This is a genomic window from Halomonas rhizosphaerae, assembly GCF_030010555.1.
In the GTDB taxonomy this organism is placed as follows: domain Bacteria; phylum Pseudomonadota; class Gammaproteobacteria; order Pseudomonadales; family Halomonadaceae; genus Halomonas; species Halomonas rhizosphaerae.
This window is the reverse complement of sequence record NZ_JASCQP010000017.1, coordinates 1-24945: the sequence shown is the minus strand read 5'-3', so window position 1 is coordinate 24945 and position 24945 is coordinate 1. Positions and strand designations below refer to the sequence as shown.

Here is a 24945-nt window from a genome sequence, read left to right as displayed (position 1 = left end):
GGTTCAGTCGGCGGCCATCGCCTCGAGCCGCGCATGGACGCGGCGCCAGCGCGACAGGGCTCCCAGCGCCTTGAGGTCGGGTCGGGCCCTGGCGTAGCGCAGCCGCGTGGCACGACGCGCCTGGCGCCCCTGGCAGGCGTCGAGCACCTCGCGGGCCGCGCCGCGGTCGTTGCAGACCAGCAGCATGTCGCACCCCGCGGCCAGCGCCAGCCGGGCCCGTTCCGCGGGCGTCCCGGCGGCAGCCGCACCGGCCATGCTCAGGTCGTCGGAGAAGATCACGCCCTTGAAACCCAGGCTTTCGCGCAGCATGCCCAGCCAGGCCGGCGAGAAGCCCGCCGGACGCGGGTCGAAGTCGGGATAGACGACATGTGCGGGCATCACCGCATCGAGCCGGGGCGCCAGCTCGGCGAAGGGCAGGAGATCATGGCGACGCAGTTCGTCCAGGGGGCGCTCATCCACCGGCAACTCATGGTGGGAGTCGGCCGCTACGCCACCGTGGCCCGGAAAGTGCTTGCCCACGGCCACCATGCCCGCCTCGTGCAGGCCATCGAGGAAGGCGCGCCCCAGGCGGACCACCGCCCGCGGGTCCGCGGAGAAGCTGCGATCACCGATCACGCTGGAAGTGCCACCGTCCACGTCCAGTACCGGGGCGAAGGAGAGGTCGAGGCCGCAGGCCGCCATCTCCATGCCCAGCAGCCAGCCGGCATCCTGGCAGAGACGCACCGTCACCTCGGGCTGCAGGGCGAAGTCGCGCCCCAGGCGTCCCATGGCCGGCAGGCGGGTGACGCCCTCGCGCAACCGCTGGACCCGCCCCCCTTCCTGGTCGACCGCCAGCAGCAGGTCGGGGCGTAGGCGACGGACCTCGTCGCACAGGGTACGGACCTGGTCGGCCGAGGCAATATTGCGGGCGAAGAGGATCACGCCCCCGACCTCGGGACGCACCAGCAGTTCGCGCTCCTCGGGGGTCAGGCTCTGGCCCTCCAGATCAAGCATCACCGGTCCGAGCATCTGGGTCATGATCGTGCCCCTGGAAGATGAAAGGGAGCCGATTCTAGACCAAAGCCGCAGCGCAGGACAGCCCGCGAGCGGCACGGGAGTATCCGGGCAATCGGCGCCATCCCCCGATACAATAGTGGACCGGATCCGACCTGACAGGAGTCACCCCTTGCTCGCCGACCTCCCTCCCTTCCTGCTCTGGCCCCTGGCGGTCGTCCTGGGCCTGTGCCTGGGCAGCTTCCTCAACGTGGTGATTACCCGCCTGCCGGTGATGCTGATGCGCGGCTGGCGCGCCGAGGCCCGCGAGGCCCTGGAGCTGGCGCCGGAAGAGCCCCCCCCCTTCAACCTGGTGACGCCCCGCTCGCTGTGTCCGCGCTGCGAGGCCCCCATCGCCTGGCACGACAACATCCCGCTGCTGGGCTGGTTCAAGCGTCGCGGACGCTGTGCCAGCTGCCAGACGCCTATCAGCCCCCAGTATCCCCTGGTGGAGCTCGCCGGGGGCGTGCTGGCCGTGGCGGTACTGGCACTCTTCGGGCCGACCCTGGAGGCACTGTTCATCCTCGGGGCCTGCCTGGCCCTGCTGGCCATGGCAGTGATCGACCTGCGCACCCAACTGCTGCCGGACCTGCTCACCCTGCCGCTGCTGTGGGCCGGGCTGCTCTACCAGCTGCTGTTCCAGCCGTTGCTGCTGCCCTCGGCCGTCATTGGTGCCATGGCCGGCTACCTGGTGCTGTGGAGCTTCTACTGGCTGTTCAAGCTGGTCACCGGCAAGGAGGGCATGGGCTACGGGGACTTCAAGCTGCTGGCCGCCCTCGGCGCCTGGCTCGGCTGGCAATACCTGCCGCTGGTGCTGATCCTGTCCGCCGGGGCGGGGGCGGTGGTGGGCATCCTCATCCAGCTGGCCATCCCGCGCCTGCGCGGCGCTCCCCTGCCCTTCGGGCCCTGGCTGGTGATGGCCGGCTGGATCGCCCTGCTGGCCGGCGAGCCGCTGATGGCGCTCTATACCGGGCTGCTGTATTGAGATGAGCATGGCGTCAACAGTGGACCAACCAGGGAGGCAATGATGATCATCGGCGTGACGGGCGGCATCGCCTCGGGCAAGTCGACGGTGGCGCGGGCCTTCGCCGCGCGGGGCATCCCCTGGGTGGATGCCGATGAGGTGGCGCGGGAGGTCGTGGCACCGGGGGAGCCGGCACTCGCCGAGATCGCCGAGCACTTCGGCCGCGAGGTCCTGGCGCCCGACGGCGCCCTGGACAGGCGAGCGCTGCGCGAGATCGTCTTCGCCGATGCCGAGGCGCGACAGCGGCTGGAGAGGATCACCCACCCGCGGATACGTCAGCGCCTGGAGGCCCACCTCGAGCGGCTCCAGGGCCAGGGGGCCCCCTATGTGCTGCTGGTCTCCCCGCTGCTGTTCGAATCCGGCCAGGATACGATGGTCGACCGCTGCCTGGTCATCGATGTCCCCGAGGCGACCCAGATTGCCCGCACGGCGGCGCGCGACGGGGTGGACGAGGCCCAGGCCCGGGCCATCGTCGCGGCCCAGATGCAAAGGGCCGAGCGGCTGGCGCGCGCCGATGACGTCATCGACAACTCCGCCGACGAGGCGGGCCTGGCCGCGCAGGTGGCAGAGCTCGACCGCCAGTACCGGCAAGCCGTCGGTTTGCCTCCCGGGCCCTGATTCGTCATCCTTCCCCGACACCCTGCCGAAGACGACATCGCATGAACACGCAAGACACCACGCGTCACCTGGAAGTCGCCTGCCCGCAGTGCCGCAAGAAGGTGCTGTGGAGCGAGGCCAACCCCTATCGCCCCTTCTGCAGCAAGCGCTGCCGCCTGCTCGACCTGGGTGCCTGGGCCGACGAGTCGCATCGCATTGCCGGCGAGCCCGCCATGGACGAGACCGACCTCGACGCCCTGCTGGCGCGAGCGGACCGGGATGGCGAGCCGTCGTGAGCGGTCACGGGCAGCGCCCGGAATACCGCCTGCTGGCCGAACTGGAGGCCCTCTTCGATCGCCTGGTGGAGGAAACCGATGCCCTGGTGGCGACCTGGCTGGCCTCGGGCGCCTCGGCCTGGTCCTTCGAGCACGACACGGCCGATGCCGCCTGGCTGCGCCATGCCCTGCTCGACGTCTGGTACCAGGATGGCCAGGACGGCCGCGCCACCCGCAGCCATGTGGGCCTGGTGGCCGGCGACGAGCCGGTGATGGAAGCCGTCGCCCGGGTGAATGCCACCAAGAAGGCCTTCGCCGCGCTGCTGGCGGAGATCCGCAGCGAGGTTCCGTCACTGATCCCGGAGATCAAGGCGGTCCTGCCCTTTCGGCATCCGGCCCTGCACGATCACCTGCGCGGCACGGGGCTTGCCAGGCTGCACCTCAAGCAGTGCTGGCGGGCGATCCCCCTGGCCGAGGCCCCGGTGGCCCGCGTCCGCCTGGCCTGGTATGCCAGCGGGCGCTCGATCAAGCGACTGACGGTGCGCGAGGCCGAGCAGAAACTGCTGGCCCTGGACAGCGAGGCCCCCCACGTGCGCATCCAGCTGCGCCACCTGGCCGGCATTCCCGGTGGCGAGCCGCTGGCCCAGGTGCAGAGCCAGGCGCCGCTGATGCGCGCCAACCTCTTCTACCGCGAACCGCTGGAGGATGGCCGGAGTCGGCGCGCCATGAACATCGCCCTGCCGCTGTTCGTGCCCAGCCCTGACGGTCGATTGCCCGACCACAACCTGCCCCCCCCTCGACCGCCTGCTACCCGCACCCGCGCCCGACGACGCGACGAGCGACTGGAAGACACGGTCTTCCTGCCGAGCCTGCGCGTCTATCGCTACCGGTGACGCACACCGAGTGTGAAGGACAGGCGGCGGAGGTCAGGCGATCCGCCCGAGGGACCTGAGGGTCTGCAGCAGGCGACTGACGCTCTCGGCCGGCTGGGCGTACTCGGCCATCAGGGCCTTGAGGCGCTGCTCGAAGGCGCGCTGGAGGGCCTGCTCGTCCTGCGGCTCGGCTCCCGCCTCCTGCTCCAGGCGCTCCAGTGAACGGACCGGCGGACCGGTGGGAATATCGAGTTCGCTGTCGGGACTCTCGAGTTCGCGCAGTGCATCGGCGAAGGCATCATCGAGTTCGCGGAACTTGCGCAACTTCTCTCGTTCGTCCATGGGCTGTCGGGGATTGTGTGTTTTCATTCGATTCCAATGGTGTCGAGGCGAAGGCCGTGGCGTGAAGAGGGATGAACAGGCCAACGCCGGTACTCGGTAATGTGGCTGATTATACGGGCAACGCACCGGTGAACCACCTTCCCGTCAGCGTTTCCGTTTGACGCGGGCAGGGTACAACACTAACGACGACGCCGCCCCGAGGGGCGGCGTCATGCCTTCACGCGCCGGGACTCACTCCTCGACGCGGACCAGCCAGGACTCGACAGTGTCGGAGCCGTGCTCGTCCTTCCAGGCCTTGAGGGTCTTCTGGTTGCCGCCGCGGGTTTCCACGACTTCCCCGGTGTTGGGGTTCTTATAGATCTTCAACTTGCGCTTGCGGCGGGCACCGCCGGTCGCCGGGGCGGCGGCACTGCCGCGAGAGGCCGAGGCCGGCTTGGGGTCGAGCAGCGCAATGACATCGGCGGCACTCTTGTCGAACTCGCGCATCAGCGACTCGAGCTTTTCCTTGAACTCGAGTTCGGCCTTGAGACGGTCGTCGTTCTGCAGCTTGTCCAGCTCCGACTGAAGTTGCTTGAGCTGCTGTTCCATCTGCATGTAGTTGCTGAGCAGTGATGACATGTAATAGTTCCTTCTCGGGGATTACAGGATGCAGCGACATTATTGCCTTTTGAAACTTCCTTGGCAACAGTATGAGCATGGATCCAAACTTCGGCAAACAACAACCGTGACGTTTAGCGGCACTCTTTGCAAATAACTCGTCGCGGAAAACTAGTAGAATACCGAACAACCTCAGTCCATCTGGAGAGATTATTCTCGAGCCGTGAAACATACCGACCCATGAAAAAGGCGCCACCCCGAGGGGCGGCGCCTTGGCAGGCGATGAGGGACAGGGTCCCTACCGCTATCAGTCCTGACCCATCTGCTGCTTGATGAGATCGCCGATGGTGGTCGGACCACCGCTCTCGGGAGACTCCTCACGCAGCTTCTTGAGGTTCTGGCGAGTGTCGTCCTGATCCTTGGCCTTGATGGACAGGGCGATCTGGCGGTTCTTGCGGTCGACACCGATGATGCGGGCCTCGACGCTGTCGCCTTCGCTCAGCACGTTGCGGGCATCCTCGACGCGGTCGGGGCTGATCTCGGAGGCCTTCAGCACGGCGACGACATCGGTGGCCAGCTCGACCTGGGCTTCCTTGGCATCGACCTCGATCACGCGACCGGTGACGATGGAGCCCTTGTCGTTGACGGCCAGGAACTCGGACACCGGATCGGTATCGAGTTGCTTGATGCCCAGCGAGATACGCTCACGCTCCGGATCGATCGAGAGGATGACGGCTTCCGCCTCGTCGCCCTTCTTGAACTGGCGAACGGCTTCCTCGCCGGTGTCGGTCCAGGAGATGTCGGACAGGTGCACCAGGCCGTCGATACCGCCTTCCAGGCCGATGAAGATGCCGAAGTCGGTGATCGACTTGATGGTGCCGGTGACGCGGTCACCCTTGTTGTAGCGCGCGTTGAAGTCTTCCCAGGGATTGGTGGTGCACTGCTTGATGCCCAGGGAGATACGGCGACGCTCCTCGTCGATGTCCAGCACCATGACGTCCACGTCGTCGCCGACCTGCACGACCTTGGACGGGTGGATGTTCTTGTTGGTCCAGTCCATCTCGGACACGTGGACCAGGCCCTCGACACCCTCTTCCAGCTCGGCGAAGCAGCCGTAGTCGGTGAGGTTGGTGACCTTGGCGTGAACCTTGGTGCCTTCCGGGTAGCGATCCTTGATGTTGACCCACGGATCCTCGCCCAGCTGCTTCAGGCCCAGGGAGACGCGGTTGCGCTCGCGGTCGAACTTGAGCACCTTGACGGTGATCTCGTCGCCCACGGCCACGATCTCGCTCGGGTGCTTGATGCGCTTCCAGGCCATGTCGGTGATGTGCAGCAGGCCATCGACGCCACCCAGGTCGACGAAGGCGCCGTAGTCGGTGAGGTTCTTGACGATACCGATGATCTGCTGGCCTTCCTGCAGGGTTGCCAGGAGGGCTTCACGCTCGGCGCTGTTCTCGGCCTCGAGCACGGCGCGACGGGACACGACGACGTTGTTGCGCTTGGCGTCGAGCTTGATGACCTTGAAGTCGAGTTCCTTGTTCTCGAGGTGGGTGGTGTCGCGCACGGGACGGACATCCACCAGGGAACCCGGCAGGAAGGCACGGATGGAGTCGACATCGACGGTGAAGCCGCCCTTGACCTTGCCGTTGATCACGCCCTTGACGATCTCTTCCTTCTCGAAGGCAGCTTCCAGCACCTTCCACGCTTCGGCGCGCTTGGCCTTCTCGCGGGACAGGCGTGTCTCGCCGAACCCGTCCTCGACGGCTTCCAGGGCGACGTGCACCTCGTCACCGACGGCGATGCTCAGTTCGCCATTCTCGTCGCGGAACTGGGCCGCGGGGATCTGACCTTCTGACTTCAGGCCGGCATTGACGGTGACCCAGTCGCCGTCGATGTCGACGATGGTAGCCGGTACGATGGCGCCCGGCTCCATGTTGATGTCCTGGAGAGACTGTTCAAACAGTTCAGCAAAGCTTTCGCTCATGATGTTCCTACGTGATCAACGTTGAGTACGGCGTTGCCGCCTTCTCCGCACCACCAGCGAGTGCGGGCCTTATTTACCAAGCCCCCGGGGATGTTGGCGCTGGTTCGACCTGGCCCGGCTCACGGCGAATCGAAGTGCCGGACCACGTCATCACATCCTGCCGGAGGCGCCGCAAGGGAGTGTCAGGTGGCGGATGCCAGACCGCGTTCGGTCAGCAGCTCCGTCAGCCGATCCACCACTTCCGGTATCGTCAGGCGCGTGGTGTCAAGCGTGATGGCATCGATGGCCGGCTTGAGCGGGGCCACGCTGCGCTGCATGTCGCGGGCATCGCGCGCCTGAATCTCCTTTAGAAGACTCGATAGACTAGCATCCACCCCGGCCTCTCGCAACTGGAGGTGGCGCCGCCTCGCCCGTTCCTCGGCGCTGGCGGTAAGGAAGATCTTGAGCGGCGCATCCGTGAACACCACGGTGCCCATGTCGCGCCCGTCGGCCACCAGGCCCGGGGCCTTTCGGAAATCGCGCTGACGCTGCAGCAGCGCCTGGCGCACCGCGGGCAGCGCGGCGACCCGGGAGGCCGCATCGCCCACCTGCTCGGTGCGGATCGCGGTGGTGGCGTCCTGCCCTTCCAGCAGCACGGTGGCGGACTCGCCCTCGGCGAGGAAGACCACATCCAGCGAGGCGGCAATCCGGGCCAGCGCTGGCTCGTCGTCCAGGGGCACCTCGTGCTTCACGGCAGCCAGTGCGGTCAGGCGATAGAGCGCACCGCTGTCGAGCAGGTGCCAGCCCAGACGTGCGGCGACCAGGCGACTGATGGTGCCCTTGCCTGCCCCGCCCGGGCCATCGATGGTCAGTACCGGTGCCGAATCACTCATGACGCCTCCTGCTGTTCCTCGAGGGTCAGCCCCACCCGGCGCGCCAGGTCGATGAAGCCGGGGAAGGAGGTGGCCACGTTGGCACAGTCGTCGATGACGATCTCGCCGCCGGCGCGCAGCGCGGCGATGGCGAAGGCCATGGCGATGCGGTGGTCGCCCAGGCTATCGATGTGCCCGCCGCCATAGCTGGCCCCCTCGCCGCCCCGTCCTTCAAGACGGCCGACGATGTCGATGCCGTCCTCGTGAAGGACATGCTCGACGCCGAGGGTGGCCAGACCGTTCGCCATGGCCTGAAGCCGGTCGGACTCCTTGACGCGCAGCTCCTCGGCGCCCCGCAGCCGGGTGGTGCCCTCGGCATTCGCTGCCGCGATGAACAGCGCCGGGAACTCGTCGATCGCCAGCGGCACCTGCTCCACCGGGATATCGATGCCCCTGAGCGGTGCGTAGCGGATATGCAGGTCGGCCACCGGTTCGCCGCCCACCTCGTGCTGGTTCTCCAGGCGCAGGTCGGCACCCATCAGCTGGAGGATGTTGATCACGCCGATGCGGGTCGGGTTGATGCCGACATGCTCCAGCACCAGGTCGGAACCGGGCGTGATCGCCGCCGCCACCAGGAAGAAGGCCGCCGAGGAGATGTCCGAGGGCACGTCGATGGGGGCCGCGGTGAGCCTGCCCCCACCCTTGAGCCAGCAGGTGTCGCCCTCACGGTGCACCTCGTAGCCGAAGCCCTGGAGCATGCGCTCGGTGTGGTCACGGGTCGGCGCCGGCTCGCGCACGCGGGTCTCGCCCTCGGCATAGAGGCCGGCCAGCAGCAGGCAGGACTTCACCTGGGCGCTGGCCATGGGCATGTCGTAGGTGATGCCCTTGAGCGCCTTGCCACCGTGGATATGCAGCGGCGGACGCCCGCCCTCGGCGGTATCGATCTCGGCGCCCATCGCGCGCAACGGATCGGCCACCCGCCCCATGGGCCGCTTGGTGAGCGAGGCGTCGCCGGTCAACTCGGTATCGAAGGCCTGGCCGGCCAGCAACCCGGCGAACAGGCGCATGGCGGTGCCCGCATTGCCCACGTAGAGGGGGCCGGAGGGCGCCTTGAGGCCGTGCATGCCGACACCGTGGACGGTGACCCGTCCCTGGTGGGGCCCCTCGATGGCCACGCCCATCTCGCGGAAGGCCTGCAGGGTGGCCAGGCTGTCCTCGCCCTCGAGGAAGCCCTTCACCTCGGTGACGCCTTCGGCCAGCGCCCCGAGCATGATGGAGCGGTGGGAGATCGACTTGTCACCGGGCACGCGGATCCGCCCGGTGACGCCACCGCCAGGGCTGACCCGATAGCGCAGCTTGCCGTGTTGTTGCATCTGGTACTCCGCCTGATAACTGGTCTGGTTGAGCAGGGATTCGAAATAGTGCCGGGCGTGACTGGCCCGGTCGAAGGTGGCCAGCATGGCATCGCCGTCACCACGCTCCACCGCGCGTCGCAGTCGGGCCACCCCGGCCTCGAAGTCGTCCAGGGAGGCGAGCACGGCATCGCGGTTGGCGATGAAGATGTCGCGCCACATCACCGGGTCGCTGCCGGCGATGCGGGTGAAGTCGCGAAACCCGCCGGCGGCATAGCGAAAGATCTCCAGGCGCTCGTCCTGGCGGGCCAGGGTGTCCACCAGCGAGAAGGCCAGCAGGTGCGGCAGGTGGCTGGTCCGCGCCAGCACCTGGTCGTGGCGGGCCACGTCCATCTCCAGCACCTCGGCCCCGGTGGCCTCCCAGAGCGCGCGCACCCTGGCCGTCGCGGCCGGATGGGTATCGGGTTCGGGCGTGAGGATCACCTTGTGGCGGGCATAGAGCCCGGCATCGGCGGCCGCGACCCCGCTCTTCTCCGAGCCGGCGATGGGGTGACCGAGCACCAGGTTGGCCGGCATGCGACCGAAGGCGGCCATGGCCGCCTCGCGGATCGCCGCCTTGGTGCTGCCCACATCGGTGACGACGACATTCGGAGCGGCGCGATCGAGGCAGGCGGCCAGCGCCTTCATCACGCCGGCCATGGCCAGCACGGGCACTGCCAGCACGACCAGCGACGCGCCCTCGATCACCGCCTCGAGACGGGGGTCGCCGCGGTCGATCAGGCCCATCTCGATACCGCGGGCGATCTCGCCCGCATCGGGGTCGCACGAGAGGATGGTGCCCCGAAAGCCGGCGGCTCGCAGCGCGGCGGCAAGCGAACCTCCGATCAGCCCCAGGCCGACGATCAGGATGCGCCGCTCATCGGGCGGCGGCTTCACGATGCCCGCCATCCCTCAGAGCACGCCGACGGGATAGGAGCCCAGCACCTTCACCTCGGCGGCGCGTAGCTGGACCTCCTCCAGCATGGCCGCGACGCGCGGTTCCTCGCGGTGCCCCTTGAAGTCGATGAAGAACACGTAGTTCCACACGCCGGTGCGCGACGGGCGGGTCTCGAGGCGCGTCATGTCGATCTGGTGACGATGGAAGGGCTCGAGCAGGTCGTGCAGTGCCCCCGGCTGGTTGCGCATCGCGACCACCAGCGAGGTCTTGTCCTCGCCGGAGATGGGCACGTCCTGGTTGCCGATGATTAGGAAACGCGTGGAGTTGTCCGGGCGGTCCTCTATCTTCTCGGCCAGCCTGGCGAGCCCATAGAGCTTGGCGGCCATGTCGCCGGCGATGGCCGCGCTGTGCCACTCGGTCTTGACCAGGCGGGCGGCCTCGGCATTGGAGGAGACCGGCACCCGCTCGGCCTGGGGAAAGTGGGCATCGAGCCACTTGCGGCACTGAGCGAAGGACTGCGGGTGGGAGTAGATCCGCGAGACCTTGTCGCGACGGGTCGTCTCGGCCACCAGCAGGTGATGGTGGATGCGCAGCACCACCTCGCCGCAGATGCGAAGCCCGGAATCCATGAAGGAGTCGAGGGTGTGATTGATCACGCCCTCGGTGGAGTTCTCGACCGGCACCACGCCATAGTTGACGGCGCCGGCCTCCACCTCGCGGAACACCTCGTCGATGGCGGCCATCGGCAGGCTGATCGCGCTCTCGCCGAAGTGCTTGATGGCGGCCTGCTGGGTGAAGGTGCCTTCCGGCCCCAGGTAGGCGACCTTGACCGGCTGCTCCAGGGCCAGGCAGGCCGACATGATCTCACGGAACAGCCGCGCCATCTCCTCGCTGTCCAGGGGGCCCTGGTTGAGCTCCATGATCCGGCGCAGCACCTGGGCCTCGCGCTCGGGCCGATAGAAGACCGCCCCGGGCTCATGCTCGGCCTTGATCTCGGCCACCTGCTGGGCGCAGGCCGCCCGCTCGCTGATCAGACGCAGGATGTCGTTGTCCAGGGCGTCGATGCGCTGGCGGAGCGCCTCGAGGCTGACGGTAGGCTCGGTCATGGATTATCCCCTGCGGTTCTCGAAATCGGCCATGAAGTCGATCAGTGCCTCGACGGCGGCTTCGGGCACGGCGTTGTAGAGGCTGGCCCGCATGCCCCCCACGCTGCGGTGCCCCTTGAGGTTGAGCAGTCCCGCCGCCTCGGCCTCCTCCAGGAACAGACGGTCTAGCCGGGGGTCGGCGAGCACGAAGGGCACGTTCATCCGCGAGCGGTTGCGCAGCGTGATCGGGTTGGCATAGAGGCCGCTGCCGTCGATAGCCGCATAGAGCCGGGCCGCCTTGCGACGGTTGATGGCGTCCATGGCCGCCAGCCCGCCGATATCGCCCTTCAGCCAATCGAAGACCAGCCCCGCCAGGTACCAGCTGTAGGTCGCCGGGGTGTTGACCATCGAGCCCGCCTCGCTGAGCGCCCGGTAGCCGAAGAGGGTCGGCATGTCGCCACGGGCCTGGTCCAGCAGGTCATCGCGCACGATCACCACCACCAGGCCGGCGGGCCCGATGTTCTTCTGGGCACCGGCATAGATCACGCCGAACCGCGAGACATCCAGGGGGCCGGAGAGGATGGATGAGGACATGTCGCAGACCAGCGGCACCTCGCTGCGATCCGGCCGTCGGGCCTCGGGAATGTAGTCGAAGGCAAGCCCGCCGATGGTCTCGTTGGCGGTGTAGTGCAGGTAGGCGGCGTCGTCGGAGAGGAGGATATCCTCCTGGCGCGGCACGGCACTGTGGCCGTTCTCCTCGCTGCTGGCGGCCACATGGACGTCGCCGAACAGGTGGCGCGCCTCACTGATCGCCTTCTTGCCCCAGATGCCGGTATGCAGGAAGTTGGCCCGCCCGCCGGCGCCCAGCAGGTTGTAGGGCAGCGCGGCGAACTGCAGGCTGGCCCCGCCCTGGGTGAACAGCACCCGGTAGTTGTCGGGAATGGCCAGCAGCTCGCGCAGGTCCGCCTCGGCCTGGTCGGCGATGGCCACGAAGTCCTCGCCGCGATGGCTCATCTCCATCACCGAGAGGCCACGGCCGTGGTAGTCCAGCAGTTCGTCCCGGGCTCGCTCCAGCACGGCCGTGGGCAGCGCGGCCGGGCCGGCACAGAAGTTGTAGTGACGTGTCATCAGCGTTGCGTGTCCTTATTCCTGGTCTGGCTCACCGCCGGCATCTTCCGCACCGGCCGCCGGCGTCTCATCGTCGGATGACATCTCGCCGGTCTCGTGTCCAGTCTCTTCTGACTCGTCATGAGCCGCCTCCACGGCGTCCTCGGGCTCGTCGATCCGCACGGTCTTGACCAGCTTCTCGTCGTTGCCCAGGCGGATCAACATCACGCCCTGGGTGTTGCGCGAGGTGATCGAGACCTCGTCGACCCGGGTCCGCACCAGGGTGCCGCGATCGGTGATCAGCATCATCTCGTCGGTCGAGTAGACCTGCATGGCGGCCACCAGCGCGCCGTTGCGCTCGCTGGTCTGCATGGCGATCACCCCCTGGCCGCCGCGCCCACGCAGCGGGAACTCCTCGAGGCGGGTGCGCTTGCCGAAGCCGTTCTCGCTGGCGGTGAGGATATAGATCTGGCCGCCGTTGCCGTTCTCGATGCTCGCACCCTCCTCGGCCTCGGCCTCGACGTCGGCCTCGGCATCGATCTGCTGGCTCTGCGGAATGATCAGGCTGATCACCTCGGCATCACCCAGCAGGCGCATGCCGCGCACGCCGCGGGCGGTGCGGCCCATGGCGCGCACGTTGGACTCCTCGAAGCGGATCGCCTTGCCGTTGGAGGAGAGCAGCATGACGTGATCGCTGCCCGTGGTGATGGCCGCACCCACCAGGCGGTCGCCCTCCTCGAGGTCGATGGCGATCAGGCCCACGCTGCGCGGCCGCGAGAACTGCTCGAGGCTGGTACGCTTGACGGTGCCGCGCTCGGTGGCGAAGAAGATGTAGCTCTCCGGGTCGTAGTCGCGCACCGGCAGGATGGCGTTGATCGCCTCACCCTCGTCCAGCGGCAGCAGGTTGACCAGCGGCTTGCCCCGCGAGCCGCGGCTGGCGACGGGCATCTCGTAGACCTTGAGCCAGTAGACCTTGCCGCGATTGGAGAACAGCAGCACGGTATCGTGGGTCGAGGCCACCAGCAGGTGCTCGATGACGTCCTCGTCCTTCATCGCCGTGGCCGACTTGCCGCGTCCACCTCGGCGCTGGGCCTGGTAATCGGAGAGCGGCTGGGTCTTGGCGTAGCCGGTGCGCGACACGGTGACCACCATGTCCTCCTCGGCGATCAGGTCCTCGAGGCGCAGGTCCAGGTGACTGGCCTGGATCTCGGTCTTGCGCGGGTTGCCGAACTGATCACGCACGGCGATCAGCTCCTCGCGGATCACCTCGAGCAGCCGCTCGGCGGAGGCCAGAATGGCGGTGAGCTCGGCGATCTTCTCGAGGATCGAGAGGTACTCGTCGAGGAGCTTCTCGGTCTCGAGCCCGGTCAGGCGATGCAGGCGCAGCTCGAGGATGGCCTGGGCCTGGGCCGGCGACAGGCGATACTCGCTGCCGGCCTGACTGAGGCCGAAGCCCTCCTCCAGCTCCTCGGGCTTGCAGGAGGTGGCCCCGGCGCGTTCGAGCATGCCGGTGACCTGCCCCGGCTGCCAGGACTTTGCCAGCAGCTTCTCCTTGGCCTCTGCCGCGTTCGGCGAGGCCTTGATCAGCTCGATCACCTCGTCGATGTTGGAGATGGCGACGGCCAGGCCCTCGAGGATGTGACCGCGTTCGCGGGCCTTCTTCAGCTCGAAGAGGGTGCGGCGGGTGACCACCTCACGACGGTGGCGGATGAAGGCCTCGAGGATCTCCTTGAGATTGAGGATCTTCGGCTGGCCATTGTCGATGGCCACCATGTTGATGCCGAACACGGTCTGCAGCTGGGTCTGGGCGAAGAGGTTGTTGACCACCACCTCGCCGGACTCGCCGCGCTTGACCTCGATCACCACCCGCAGGCCATCCTTGTCGGACTCGTCGCGCAGTTCGGCGATGCCCTCGATCTTCTTCTCCTTGACCAGCTCGGCGATCTTCTCGATCAGCCGCGCCTTGTTCACCTGGTAGGGAAGCTCGTTGACGATGATGTGGTCGCGGCCGGTCTTGTCGTCATGCTCGATGGTGTGGCAGGCCCGCACGTAGATGCGCCCGCGACCGGTGCGATAGGCCTCGAGAATACCGGCGCGACCGTTGATGATGCCGCCGGTGGGAAAGTCCGGGCCGGGCACATGTTCCATCAGGTCGTCGACGGTGAGGGTGTAGTCGTCGATCAGCGCCAGACAGGCGTTGATGATCTCGCCCATGTTGTGGGGCGGTATGTTGGTCGCCATGCCCACGGCGATGCCCGACGAGCCATTGATCAGCAGGTTGGGAACCTTGGTGGGCAGCACCTCGGGGATGCGCTCGGTACCGTCGTAGTTGTCGACCCAGTCGACGGTGTCCTTCTCCAGGTCGGCCAGCAGCTCGTGGGCCAGCCGGGCCATGCGCACCTCGGTGTAACGCATGGCAGCGGCGTTGTCGCCGTCGATGGAGCCGAAGTTGCCCTGGCCGTCGACCAGCACGTGGCGCATCGAGAAGTCCTGGGCCATGCGCACGATGGTGTCGTAGACGGCGCTGTCCCCATGGGGGTGGTACTTACCGATGACATCGCCCACCACACGGGCGGACTTCTTGTACGGCTTGTTCCAGTCGTTGCCGAGCTCGTGCATGGCGAACAGCACGCGCCGGTGCACCGGCTTGAGGCCATCGCGCACGTCGGGCAGCGCACGGCCGATGATCACGCTCATCGCGTAATCGAGGTACGACTGCTTGAGCTCGTCCTCGATGTTGACTGGCAGAATCTCTCTGGCGATGTCACCCATGGGTCGTCGAATCCTTTGCACTGCAACAGGTTGGCGCGTCACGTGGCCGTGACATGGCGCGCAATATCAGCCTGGCATCATACCATCCCGGACGGTGCAAAGGGAGCTATGCAAGGGGGCTATGGCAGGACCAGTGCTGCCATGGCCTCGCGGATCTCGCCGCCGATCTCGATGGCCCGATTGGCCGCCACGTCGAGCAGTACGAAGGTGATGTCGGCACTGGCCACCGGCTTGCCGTCCCGCACCCGGCGAACCTCCTGATGCATGCGGGCACGCCGCGAACCGAGCTCGGCGAGCCGGGTCAGCACCTCGAGGTCATCGCCGGCGACCGCGGCACGACGGTAGTCGATGTTGAGGTTGACCGCGACGAAGGCCACGTCGCCCTTCTGCAGGAAGGCGGCCAGCCCGGGGCGGTCGTCGAAGTATGCCCAGCGCCCCTCCTCCAGGAATTCCAGGTAGCGGGCATTGTTCACATGGCCATAACCATCCAGGTGATAGCCTCTGACACGCAGGGCGGTGCGGGAGATGCGGGGATCCATGCTGACGGCCTCCTGGGCGGGCAAAGCCTCGATTCTAGTCAGGGCGGCGGCCGATATTCAAACCATCGTTTGAACAACGGCATATCACGCCACTCACGCATGCGCTGGCACCGGCGACTCCCTTTGGCCATAATGTGCCCCTTTTCTCTCGGGAAATGCTCCATGTGGTTCAAGCACTTGCACCTCTACCGCCTGCACGACGCCCCTGAGCTGGACGCCGCCAGCCTGGAAACCGCCTTGGGCGAGCAGGCCTTCCGCCCCCTGGGGGGCAGCGAAGCGCGTCGCCTGGGCTGGTCCGCGCCGGCCGGCCGGGCAGGGACGCAGCTGCTGCACGAGCTGCAGGGCCAGCGCCTGATGACCGCCCTGCGCCAGGAACGCATCCTTCCCGCCTCGGTGGTCCGCGAGGAGGTCGAGGAGCGCAGCGAGGCGATCGAGATCAGCGAGGGCCGCAAGCTGCGCCGCCAGGAGAAGCTGGCGATCAAGGAGCAGGTCTACGAGGAGCTCCTGCCCCGCGCCTTCGTGCGCAGCCAGAAGGTCGACCTGTGGTGGGACAGTCGCCGCCAGCTGATCGCCGTCAATGCCAGCTCCCGCAAGCGTGCCGAGGAACTCCTCGACCTGCTGCGCGAGACCCTGGGCAGCCTCAAGGTGACCCCGCTGGCCAGCCAGACGCTACCCATGCGGGCCATGACCACCTGGCTCGGCGACCCGGGGTCGCGGCCCGCCGACCTGGTGCTCGGCGACCAGGTGGAGCTCAAGGCGAAGGGCGACGACGGCGTGCTGCGTGCCCGCCAGGTCGACCTCGACAGCGACGAGATCCAGCAGCTGCTGGAGAGCGGTCGCCAGGCCAGCAAGCTGGCACTGTCGATCGAGGGCCGGCTAAGCTTCGTGCTGCATGACGACCTGGCGATCAAGGCGCTGCGCTTCGACGACGCCCTGATCGACGAGGCCTCCCAGGCCGACGATGGCGATGATGCCCTGGTACGCCTGGAGACCGACTTCATCCTGATGACCCAGGCGCTGGCCGAGAATATCGAGCGCCTGATCGAGTGGCTGGGCGGCGAGGCCGGCACCGCCGGTGACGCCCGCAGCGCCTGATCGCTTCCGACCACAGCCTGGTAAACATGACCGAGACTCACGACATCCCCGCATCCGATCCCTGGGCCGAGATCCGGCCCTACCAGGACGACGAGGTGGCCGAGGTCCTCGAGCGCCTGGCCCATGATGCCGAGCTGCTCGATGCCCTGACCCGTTATCGACTGCCGAGGCTCAGCCGCTTCATGCCGCGTCTCTCGCGCGCCCTGGCCAGCGTCGCCATCCGCCGCGAGGTACGTGGCGTGACCGGCGTGAATGACTTCCAGATGCGCATTGCCAGCTATATGCAGCGCATGATCCGGACCTCCACCGATACCTTCCGGGTGGAGGGCCTCGAGTCGCTGGACCCGGACACCGCGTATCTGTTCATCGGCAACCACCGCGACATCTCGCTGGACCCGGCCTTCGTCAACTATGCCCTTTACCTGGCCGGGCGTGACACCGTGCGCATCGCCATCGGCGACAACCTGCTCAAGAAGCCCTACGTCAACGACCTGATGCGTCTCAACAAGAGCTTCATCGTGCCGCGCAGCGCCCGCGGCAAGCGCGCCATGCTGGCCGCCTACCAGAACCTCTCCGCCTACATTCGCCACTCCATCCTCGAGGACAACCACTCCATCTGGATGGCCCAGCGCGAGGGACGCGCCAAGAATGGCATCGACCGAACCGATCCGGCGATCGTCAAGATGCTGACCATGGCCCGGCGCGGCCGGGAACGTCAGGTGAGCATCGGCGAGGCCATTGCCGAGCTGCGCCTGGTGCCGGTGTCGATCAGCTACGAGTACGACCCCTGCGACCTGCAGAAGGCCAGGGAGTTGCACGCCATGCAGACCAGCGGCAACTACGAGAAGAGCGAGTTCGAGGACATCAGCTCCATCGTCGCCGGCATTACCGGCCACAAGGGCCGCGTGCAGCTCACCTTCGGCACCCCGCTCACGGCGGCGTTCGACGACCCCGAAGCCGTGGCCGCCGAGATCGACCGCCAGGTGCTCGCCGGCTACCACCTCTTTCCCAGCCACTTCCTGGCCCTGGAGGCCCTGGGCGAGGCCCCGGAGCTGCTCGACCTGAGCGAGGTCAGCGACGCCGATCGCGCCCGCTTTCAGGCGCGCCTTCAGGAAGTGCCCGGCGACCTTCGCCACTGGTGGCTGACCCAGTACGCCAACCCGGTGCTCAACAAGGCGGGGCGCTGCCGTTGAGGGGCGAAGCATGAGGCATGAGACGCCCGGCGAAAGCGGTCAGGCGACGAACCGGCAGGGGGCGGCCGCAGACCGCGCCGCCCAGACCCGCGAGGCCCACAAGGTCACGCTGATCGGCGCCGTCATCGACTTCGTGGTCGGCGTCGCCAAGATGGTCGCCGGCTTCGTCGTGGGCTCGGCGGCGCTGGTGGCCGACGGCATCCACTCCTTCTCGGACATCCTGACGGACCTGTTCGTCGTCGCCGCCACCCACTTCGGCCGCCAGGAACCCGACAGCAACCACCCCTACGGCCACGGCCGCATCGAGACCCTGGCCACCCTGTGGCTGGGCAGCGTGCTGATCTTCGTCGCCGGAGGCATCGCCTGGGCGAGCATCACCCGGCTGGTGGGGGGGGAGGCAGTGCCCGCACCGGGCCTGTGGGCCATCGCCATCGCGGTGGCGGCCCTGCTCGCCAAGGAGTGGATCTTCCGCTACACCCTGCGCGTGGCCAGGCGGGTCAATTCGCGGCTGCTCGAGGCCAACGCCTGGCACTCCCGCTCCGATGCCCTTTCCACGGTGGTGGTACTGGTAGGCCTGGTGGCGGCCCAATTCGGGGTCGGCTGGATGGATGCCGTGGCCGCCATCGTGGTAGGCCTGATGGTCGGGCAGGTCGGCGGACGCCTGCTGTGGGAGTCCAGCCAGGAGCTGATCGACACGGCGCTGCCCCGCGACCAGCGCGACCGCATGCAGGACATCGCCGAGCGCGTCCCCCACGTCAACGGGGTGCACGACCTGCGGACCCGCAAGCTGGGCAGCGATGTGGTCCTCGACCTGCACATCGTGGTGCCGCCGCGAGTCACCGTCTCCGAGGCCCACGAGATCGGCAACGAGGTGAGTCGCCGCCTTCGCGAGGCCTTCCCGGAGCTCGCCGACGTGACCTTCCACATCGACCCCGAGGACGATTCCGGCGAACTCGAGCACAGCCTGCGCCCCGGCCTGCCGCTGCGCAGCGACGTGGTGGAGCTCCTCGATGGTGCCTGGCACGGGCTGCCGATCTGGCATACTCGGGTCGCGCTGGACCTCCACTACCTGGACAACCAGGTGGATGTCTCCCTCTACATCAATGCGCTGCCTGACGGCCAGACCCTAGAGGATGCGGCCGGTGAACTGCGCCGGGCCGCACGGGAGCTCGACTGGGTAGGCCGGCTGCGGATCTGGCTGGGCCCCGGCAAGGGCTGAGTCGCTCGACATCACGTTCCTCACCCCCTCGCATTAAGGGTCTACGCCCCCTAGACTTGAGCAAACGCTCATTCAGGCCCGCCGCATGCCGCCCTCCTCCCGGACACTCGAATCGCCCGGGCGCCGCCGTTTCCTGGCGGGGCTAGGCGGCCTGTCGCTGGTCCTCGGCCTGGGGCTGCGCCCCTCCTCGGTGGTGGCCAACCTCTCGCCGGAACGCCTGCGCCGGAGCATGCAGGCCCAGTATGGCGAGCGCGGGATGGCGAGCCTCGAGGCGTGGTTCGCGCTGCTCGACCGGCTGCGCCCTGCCGACCTGGAGACCCGCCTGCGCGAGGTCAACGCCTTCTTCAACCGGCGGGTCCGCTGGCTCGACGATATCGACATCTGGGGCCAGGAAGACTACTGGGCCACGCCGCTGGAGACCCTGGGCCGCGGCCAGGGGGACTGCGAGGATTTCTCCATCGCCAAGTACATCACCCTCAAGGAACTGGGGGTGCCCGGCGACGAGTTGCGCATGATCTATGTCCGCGCACGCATCGGTCGCAGCGGCATCACACAGGCGCATATGGTGCTGGGCTACTACGAGACCCCCGCGGCGGACCCGCTGGTGCTCGATAATCTGGTGCCATCGATCACCCGTGGCTCGCTGCGCGACGACCTGGACCCGCTGTTCAGCTTCAACAGCAGCGGCCTCTGGGCCGGCGGCTCCACTCGGTCGCGCGCAGACCCGGTGGCACGCCTGTCGCGCTGGCGACGCGTGATCGGCCGCATGCAGGAGCAGGGATTCATTCAAGGGGGGTAACGAGATGTCGCTCATCAAGCAGCTCTGGCTGACCATCGTGGTACTGCTGCTGCTCGCCTTCGGCGGCAGCCTGTTCATCGGGGTCAGCTCCAGCCGGGCCTATATCGAGCAGGAAGTCCGCATCAAGAATGCCGACAATGCCAACGCCCTGGCATTGACCATGAGCCAGATGCCCAAGGACCCAGTCACCCTGGAGCTGCTGGTGGCCGCCCAGTTCGATACCGGCCACTACCGGCGGGTAGAGCTGCGCGATCCACAGGGCGAGATCATCGAGCAGCGCCGCGCCGGCGAGGCCATCGAGGACGTGCCGGCCTGGTTCGTCGAGCTGGTCCGCTTCGAGGTGCCCCCGGGGCAGGCCGTGGTCCAGGACGGCTGGCGACAGTTCGGTACCCTTACCCTCGAGAGCCAACACAGCTTTGCCTATCGCTCGTTGTGGCGCAGCAGCCTGGAACTGGTCGGCTGGTTCGCCCTGGCCGCCGCCCTCAGCCTGCTGCTGGCCTGGTGGATCGTGCGGACCATCCGCCGCCCGCTGCGCAACGTGGTCGAACAGGCCCTGCACATCGGCGAGCGGCGCTTCACCACCATTCCCGCCCCGCGCACGCGGGAGTTGCGCGAGGTGGTGGTGGCCATGAACCAGCTCTCCGCCGCCGTCCGGGACATGCTCGGCGAGGAGAGCCAGAAGCTCGACCTCCTGCGCCGGCGACTGCAGCACGACAGCGTGACCGGCGTCCTGAAGCGCGAGGCCTTCCTCGCCCAGCTGCAGATCCACCTGGAGAGCCAGGATTCACGGGCAAGCGGCACGCTCGCCCTGGTACGCCTCGCCCGCCTGGCCGAGGTCAACGAACTTCTCGGTCATGGTGACACCGATACCCTGCTGCATGCGCTGGCCAACGGCCTGGACCAGTTCGGCAAGGTCCGCGGCGGGGGTGTCGTGGGCCGCCTCAACGGCAGTGACTTCGCCCTGTTACTGCCCGGCGCCCATGACCTGGAGCAGCTGCGTCATGAGCTCGGCAAGCGTCTCGCCTCCCTGAGCGATCAGAGCCGAGTGCCCCTCGGCCTGCCCGCGGCGCTGGTCGATTACGCCCAGGGCGACCAGCGCAGCGTGCTGCTGGCCAGCCTCGACGGCGCCCTCTCGGCCGCCGAGACCCGCGGTGACCAGAGCCTGGTCATCGCCCAAGGCCCCCAGCGCCGCAGCCTGTTCACCAGCCATGGCGCCTGGCGTCGAGCCCTCCAGGAGGCGATGGCCAAGGGCATCTATCTGGCCCACTATCCGGTGTTGGATGGCAAGGGCGAACTCCTGCACTTCGAGAGTCCCTCGCGGCTGCGTCTGAACAGCGAGTGGCAGCCCGCCGGGGTCTTCATGCCCTGGATCTCGCGGCTCGAGCTCGACAGCCAGCTCGACCTGGCGGTGATCGACGAGGCCGTGCGCGACATCACCCAGCGCGGCAAGCCGCTGGGCATCAACCTCTCGGCCGCCTCCATTCAGGATGCCCGCTTCGTCATGGAGCTCCAGGCACGACTCAGGGCCCGACCTGACGTCGCCAAGCGACTCTGGCTGGAGATCCCGGAATCCCTGGCGATCCATGACCTGGCCAGCTTCCGCAGCCTGTGCCACGCCCTGCAGCCGCTCGGCTGCCGGATCGGCCTGGAGCATGTCGGCGCCGAATTCACCCGCATCGCCGACCTGCAGGACCTGGGGCTCGCCTACCTCAAGATTGACAGGACGCTGATCAAGGAGGTCGACAAGATTGCGGAGCAACAGACCATCCTGCGCGGCATGGCCACGCTCTGCCATTCGCTGGGGATACTGGCCATCGGCGAGGGAGTCGAGAACCGCGAGGAGGCCCGGATGCTCTTCGAGCTGGGCCTGGATGGCGCCACCGGCCCCGGCATCCGTCAGCACGACAAGTCGGCAGGCTGAAGACGACGAGGGCCGGTGACCTTGAAGATCTCCGGCCCTCGTGAACCCAGGCGAAAAAGACTCGGGCTAGATCACCCCGCTCTCCTCGTCGCTTCCGGACACCAGCTGCAGGCCATTGAGCCGGCGACGCAGCGACTGACGCTCCATGACCTTCTCCTGGGCTGCTTCGGGCAGGTCGGTAAAGCTGATCACCCCCTTGTCCATCAGCACCTCGATCACGTCCTCCAGCACCCGCACGAAGGCCAGGTCCGAGGCCTGGAAGCGTGCCGCTCCTTCCCCCACGTCACCGTCCATCAGGAAGGCCAGCAACTCCGGGGAATCCGCCGGCAGGTACTCGCTGCACGCCGGCGTCTCCTCGCGGCTGACCAGCTCGATATGACCTTCACCGTCGCGCTTGATGTACATGAGTAGCTCCTGGAACGTCGTGCCCCGCAGCGTAAAGTGGCGGCGTTGAAAGTGACAAACCATCGCCCGGCCATGGCCGAACGATGGGGTTGGAGGATAGCCTTTTACTCGATATTGAGTTGGCCTTCGGCGATGAGGGATTCAAGGAAGTCGTTGGAATCAATCCCCTCCATGCTTACACCATTCAAGGCAATGATCTGATCCGACTCAGCTGAACTGAAGCCGTCCCCGAAAGCGCCACTGGTGCTGACGTGTAGTAGGGTATTGCCCTGGCCGTCGTCTTCGGCATGCAGGTAGTTCGCGAAGTCCGATACGGTATCAGATCCCTGAAGCAGGTCACTCAGCTGCAGGACATCCCCTTCGCTGACCTCATTGAAGTTGAAGTCAGTAACCAGATCAACGGCCGGTGAACCGGCTGTTCCCTGGTCACCACCGTCGTCAGCGAAGCTCCAGGCAAAGGTGTCGGCGCCCAGGCCACCAGCCAGCACATCATCGCCCTGTCCGCCAGTCAGGGTATCGTCACCCTCGAGACCGAACAGGCTATCATCCCCGCTGGTCCCCGAGAGGTTATTACCCTGAGCATCACCCACGATACTTTCCGAATCAGGATAGACGGTGATGGCGACCTGACTATCGAGGCTATCGCCATCGGCATCCGAACCAGTGACTGGCAGCTCGAAGGTGACCGGATCAAAGGTCGGCTCTTCCCCATAGCTGAACTCCCCAAGCTTGAAGCTGGTATCAGCACCGCCATCCAGTTCGACACCCTCGATCTCAACGGCATTGAAGGCTTCAGGGTCAAGATTGTCGTCGACACTGACGATCTCGAAGGTCCAGCCATCCTGAAGCGCCTCGACCAGGACAGAGCCATCACTGTTGGTGGTGACATGCCCCGTCTGCTCAACACCGTTCTCGTCGTAGATCTTGACCTCTTCGGCGGTCAAGATCAGTTGCCCTTCACCGCCGGGACCCGAGACGAGTGACGATGATTCACCACTAGCGGAATCCTCCAGACCCATGGAGTAGATCCGCAAATTGAAGCTAGCCTCTTTCTGAGCATCACCAGATACGACAATATTCTGCGAAAACACATTCGTTTGTTGATAACCGTCGAAGCTGAATGACTCCTGATTATTGGTATCATCAATCGAAAGATTTCGTACCAAGTCGTAACGCAAGACCTCGCCGCCAGACACCTCAGCACCCTTGCCAACACCAAGGATGTTGCTTGTGCTGTTTACGGTGCTCTGAATGCCATCAGCAAGGGGAAGAATCTCCGAAGATACCAGGACATCATCTGTGCCATCGGGGTCAGGAGAATTGCTGGTGCCGATGTTCAGACCCTTGAAGGGTACATTACCCCCCCCGATACCACCCAAATCGGTAACAGAGGTGATCTTGCTATCAGTCAAGATCGATCCTGAGAATACCGTGTAGGTCACGTTTCCTTCGGCATCGATGGTGGCTGTGAACCCGACATCACCACTTTCAGTGACAGCCTGGATGCTGCTTTGATCGTCGCCATTCGTGTATTTAAGGAACAAAGGCTCGTTGTTCAAGTAAAGCTGATCACCATCAACGCTAAGGAAGGCTTGCCGCCCATCCACCAGGTCAAGGTTGAATACGATATCCCCTAAACCATCCGCTCCAGCAAGGAAGTTCAGGGACTGAGTAACGGTTTGTTCTGTCGGAGCATCAGAGCTCACAGCCAGCAGCACATGACCCGATTGCGGGTAGAAACTAGCGGGCATATCGTCGTCGATCTCGACGGTGAAGCTGCTCGCCGGCGCGGTGTCCCCATCCGCGTCAGTCAGCGTCACATCAACCTCGAAAGCCAGGTTGTTTTCAAAGGCGGCAACCGGCTCACCAGCGGCGTCCACGGCCGGATGGGCCAGTGGCTGGAAAAGCTCCACCGTGTAGTCCACGCTGCCAGTGTCGGTACTGCCCAAGGCCGTCGCATACTGCACCGCGTCCAGTGTCACCGTCACTACCGTGTTGGACGGGTCGTAACCATCTTCGGTCGGCGCCGTGTCACCGGTGTAACCGAACAAGGTTCCCGTAGTGGCGTCCCAGGCGAAGCTTACCGAGTCCCCATCCACGGTGGTCAGATCATCCGTGCTGCTTGCCAGGGCAATGGCCTGCAGAGCGTCGAAGCCGGTGTCGAAACTGAGGGTACCAGTCAGCACCTGACTATCGTCACCGTTGGCCACGTCGGCGAGCCCCACTTCCAGGTTGTCCTCATCCACCAGCGTATCGGTCACGGAGATCATCGCGGGCGTGGAGTCCGCGGCGATGCTCAGCGTCACCGTGGCCGTGGCGGTGTCGCCATCCGCGTCGGTGAGGGTGTAGCTGAAGCTGTCGCTGCCCTCGGCGCCGGGATTGGCGGTGTAGGTGAAGGTGCCGTCACCGTTGTAGGTCACCGTACCTTGGGTAGGCGCGGTGGCCACGGCGACGCCGCTCTGCAAGTCGACGCCGTCGGCGCCCGCGGTGTCATTGGCGAAGACGTCGATGTCGACGCTGCCGTCCTCATCCACCTCGTCTGTCACGGTGTCATCGGCAGCCACCGGACCATCATCAAGGAAGGTGACCGTGAAGGTGTCCTGCGCCGGATCCCCCTCGTTGTCGGTGATGTCCGCCGTCACGGTGACCACGACCGCGTCGTTCGGATCACTGGCGTCCGGATGCGTCATCGCCTGCAGCTGGGTCACGGTGTAGGTGCCGTCATCATTGACGACGATCTGCCAGTCACCGTTGTCCGCCGCCAGGGTGCTGGTGGCGGCATCCCAGGTGGCACCCGCCGCACTCAGGGCCAGCGTGCCGGCACTGTCGCTGCCGTAGGTGGTGGTAAACGCCTGGGTATCGGACTCGAGACCGCCCGTCTCGTCGACCGAGGCATCCGCCACGGTCACGGTCGGCGTGGAGTCCGCGGCGATGCTCAGCGTCACCG

21 protein-coding genes are annotated in these 24945 nt (G+C 66.5%); 9 read left to right on the top strand and 12 right to left on the bottom strand.

Annotated features, from left to right (window positions below):
• Positions 1 to 3: 3 nt before the first annotated feature.
• Complete coding sequence (gene nagZ / locus QLQ83_RS05485; RefSeq protein ID WP_282734515.1) at positions 4 to 1017, bottom strand: beta-N-acetylhexosaminidase; 1014 nt, start codon at positions 1015 to 1017, stop codon at positions 4 to 6.
• Between the two features lie 148 nt (positions 1018 to 1165).
• Between nagZ and QLQ83_RS05480 the strand changes: the two genes are divergently transcribed.
• The 4 genes from QLQ83_RS05480 to QLQ83_RS05465 are packed head-to-tail and all read left to right on the top strand — an operon-like array spanning position 1166 to position 3821.
• Positions 1166 to 2017, top strand: coding sequence for a prepilin peptidase (locus tag QLQ83_RS05480; RefSeq protein ID WP_282734514.1), 852 nt, complete (start codon positions 1166 to 1168; stop codon positions 2015 to 2017).
• Positions 2018 to 2059: 42 nt separating this feature from the next.
• Positions 2060 to 2674, top strand: coding sequence for a dephospho-CoA kinase (gene coaE / locus QLQ83_RS05475; RefSeq protein WP_282734513.1), 615 nt, complete (start codon positions 2060 to 2062; stop codon positions 2672 to 2674).
• Positions 2675 to 2715: 41 nt separating this feature from the next.
• Entirely contained in the window at positions 2716 to 2949 is a 234-nt protein-coding gene (gene yacG / locus QLQ83_RS05470) for a DNA gyrase inhibitor YacG (protein WP_282734512.1), read from the top strand.
• Entirely contained in the window at positions 2946 to 3821 is an 876-nt protein-coding gene (locus QLQ83_RS05465; protein WP_282734511.1) for a DNA replication terminus site-binding protein, read from the top strand. The genes yacG and QLQ83_RS05465 overlap by 4 nt, the downstream gene beginning before the upstream one ends.
• 33 nt (positions 3822 to 3854) lie before the next feature.
• On the opposite strand, the gene QLQ83_RS05460 is transcribed toward QLQ83_RS05465, so the two are convergent.
• The 9 genes from QLQ83_RS05460 to QLQ83_RS05420 all read right to left on the bottom strand — a co-directional run bounded on the left by QLQ83_RS05460 (position 3855) and on the right by QLQ83_RS05420 (position 15366).
• The gene (locus tag QLQ83_RS05460) at positions 3855 to 4142 is read right to left on the bottom strand and encodes a hypothetical protein (protein WP_282734510.1); all 288 of its coding nucleotides are present in this window, start codon (positions 4140 to 4142) and stop codon (positions 3855 to 3857) included.
• Positions 4143 to 4373: 231 nt separating this feature from the next.
• On the bottom strand, positions 4374 to 4760 hold the full coding sequence (locus QLQ83_RS05455; RefSeq protein ID WP_282734509.1) for a histone-like nucleoid-structuring protein, MvaT/MvaU family: 387 nt from the start codon (positions 4758 to 4760) through the stop codon (positions 4374 to 4376).
• Positions 4761 to 5046: 286 nt separating this feature from the next.
• Positions 5047 to 6723 carry a 30S ribosomal protein S1 gene (gene rpsA, locus QLQ83_RS05450; RefSeq protein WP_282734508.1) on the bottom strand — a complete coding sequence of 559 codons (1677 nt, stop codon included), beginning with the start codon at positions 6721 to 6723 and terminating at the stop codon, positions 5047 to 5049.
• 182 nt (positions 6724 to 6905) lie between these two features.
• Positions 6906 to 7595 (bottom strand): (d)CMP kinase, encoded by a 690-nt coding sequence (cmk, locus tag QLQ83_RS05445; protein ID WP_282734507.1) that lies wholly within the window; start codon positions 7593 to 7595, stop codon positions 6906 to 6908.
• Positions 7592 to 9862 carry a bifunctional prephenate dehydrogenase/3-phosphoshikimate 1-carboxyvinyltransferase gene (locus tag QLQ83_RS05440; protein WP_282734506.1) on the bottom strand — a complete coding sequence of 757 codons (2271 nt, stop codon included), beginning with the start codon at positions 9860 to 9862 and terminating at the stop codon, positions 7592 to 7594. Before QLQ83_RS05440 ends, cmk begins: the two co-directional genes overlap by 4 nt.
• Before the next feature lie 15 nt (positions 9863 to 9877).
• Positions 9878 to 10969, bottom strand: coding sequence for a prephenate dehydratase (gene pheA / locus QLQ83_RS05435; protein WP_282734505.1), 1092 nt, complete (start codon positions 10967 to 10969; stop codon positions 9878 to 9880).
• A 3-nt stretch (positions 10970 to 10972) separates the two neighbouring features.
• Entirely contained in the window at positions 10973 to 12076 is a 1104-nt protein-coding gene (serC, locus tag QLQ83_RS05430) for a 3-phosphoserine/phosphohydroxythreonine transaminase (protein WP_282734504.1), read from the bottom strand.
• A gap of 15 nt (positions 12077 to 12091) precedes the next feature.
• A complete protein-coding gene (gyrA, locus tag QLQ83_RS05425; protein ID WP_282734503.1) occupies positions 12092 to 14827 on the bottom strand; it encodes a DNA gyrase subunit A in 2736 nt (911 codons plus the stop codon).
• Between the two features lie 119 nt (positions 14828 to 14946).
• Positions 14947 to 15366, bottom strand: coding sequence for an acyl-CoA thioesterase (locus QLQ83_RS05420; protein WP_326521401.1), 420 nt, complete (start codon positions 15364 to 15366; stop codon positions 14947 to 14949).
• A 162-nt stretch (positions 15367 to 15528) separates the two neighbouring features.
• On the opposite strand from QLQ83_RS05420, the gene QLQ83_RS05415 reads away from it, so the two are divergent.
• The 5 genes from QLQ83_RS05415 (at position 15529) to QLQ83_RS05395 (ending at position 21593) form a co-directional block, all read left to right on the top strand.
• Entirely contained in the window at positions 15529 to 16461 is a 933-nt protein-coding gene (locus QLQ83_RS05415; RefSeq protein ID WP_282734501.1) for a recombination-associated protein RdgC, read from the top strand.
• A gap of 26 nt (positions 16462 to 16487) precedes the next feature.
• Positions 16488 to 17654 carry a 1-acyl-sn-glycerol-3-phosphate acyltransferase gene (locus tag QLQ83_RS05410; protein WP_282734500.1) on the top strand — a complete coding sequence of 389 codons (1167 nt, stop codon included), beginning with the start codon at positions 16488 to 16490 and terminating at the stop codon, positions 17652 to 17654.
• A gap of 10 nt (positions 17655 to 17664) precedes the next feature.
• Positions 17665 to 18873, top strand: coding sequence for a cation diffusion facilitator family transporter (locus QLQ83_RS05405; protein ID WP_282734499.1), 1209 nt, complete (start codon positions 17665 to 17667; stop codon positions 18871 to 18873).
• An 85-nt stretch (positions 18874 to 18958) separates the two neighbouring features.
• A complete protein-coding gene (locus QLQ83_RS05400) occupies positions 18959 to 19672 on the top strand; it encodes a transglutaminase-like cysteine peptidase (protein ID WP_282734498.1) in 714 nt (237 codons plus the stop codon).
• Positions 19673 to 19676: 4 nt separating this feature from the next.
• Positions 19677 to 21593, top strand: coding sequence for an EAL domain-containing protein (locus QLQ83_RS05395; protein WP_282734497.1), 1917 nt, complete (start codon positions 19677 to 19679; stop codon positions 21591 to 21593).
• Between the two features lie 66 nt (positions 21594 to 21659).
• On the opposite strand, the gene QLQ83_RS05390 is transcribed toward QLQ83_RS05395, so the two are convergent.
• A complete protein-coding gene (locus QLQ83_RS05390) occupies positions 21660 to 21998 on the bottom strand; it encodes a tryptophan synthase subunit beta like protein (RefSeq protein WP_282734496.1) in 339 nt (112 codons plus the stop codon).
• A gap of 104 nt (positions 21999 to 22102) precedes the next feature.
• On the bottom strand, positions 22103 to 24945 hold a 2843-nt coding region (locus QLQ83_RS05385; protein WP_282734495.1), incomplete at its 5' end, for an Ig-like domain-containing protein.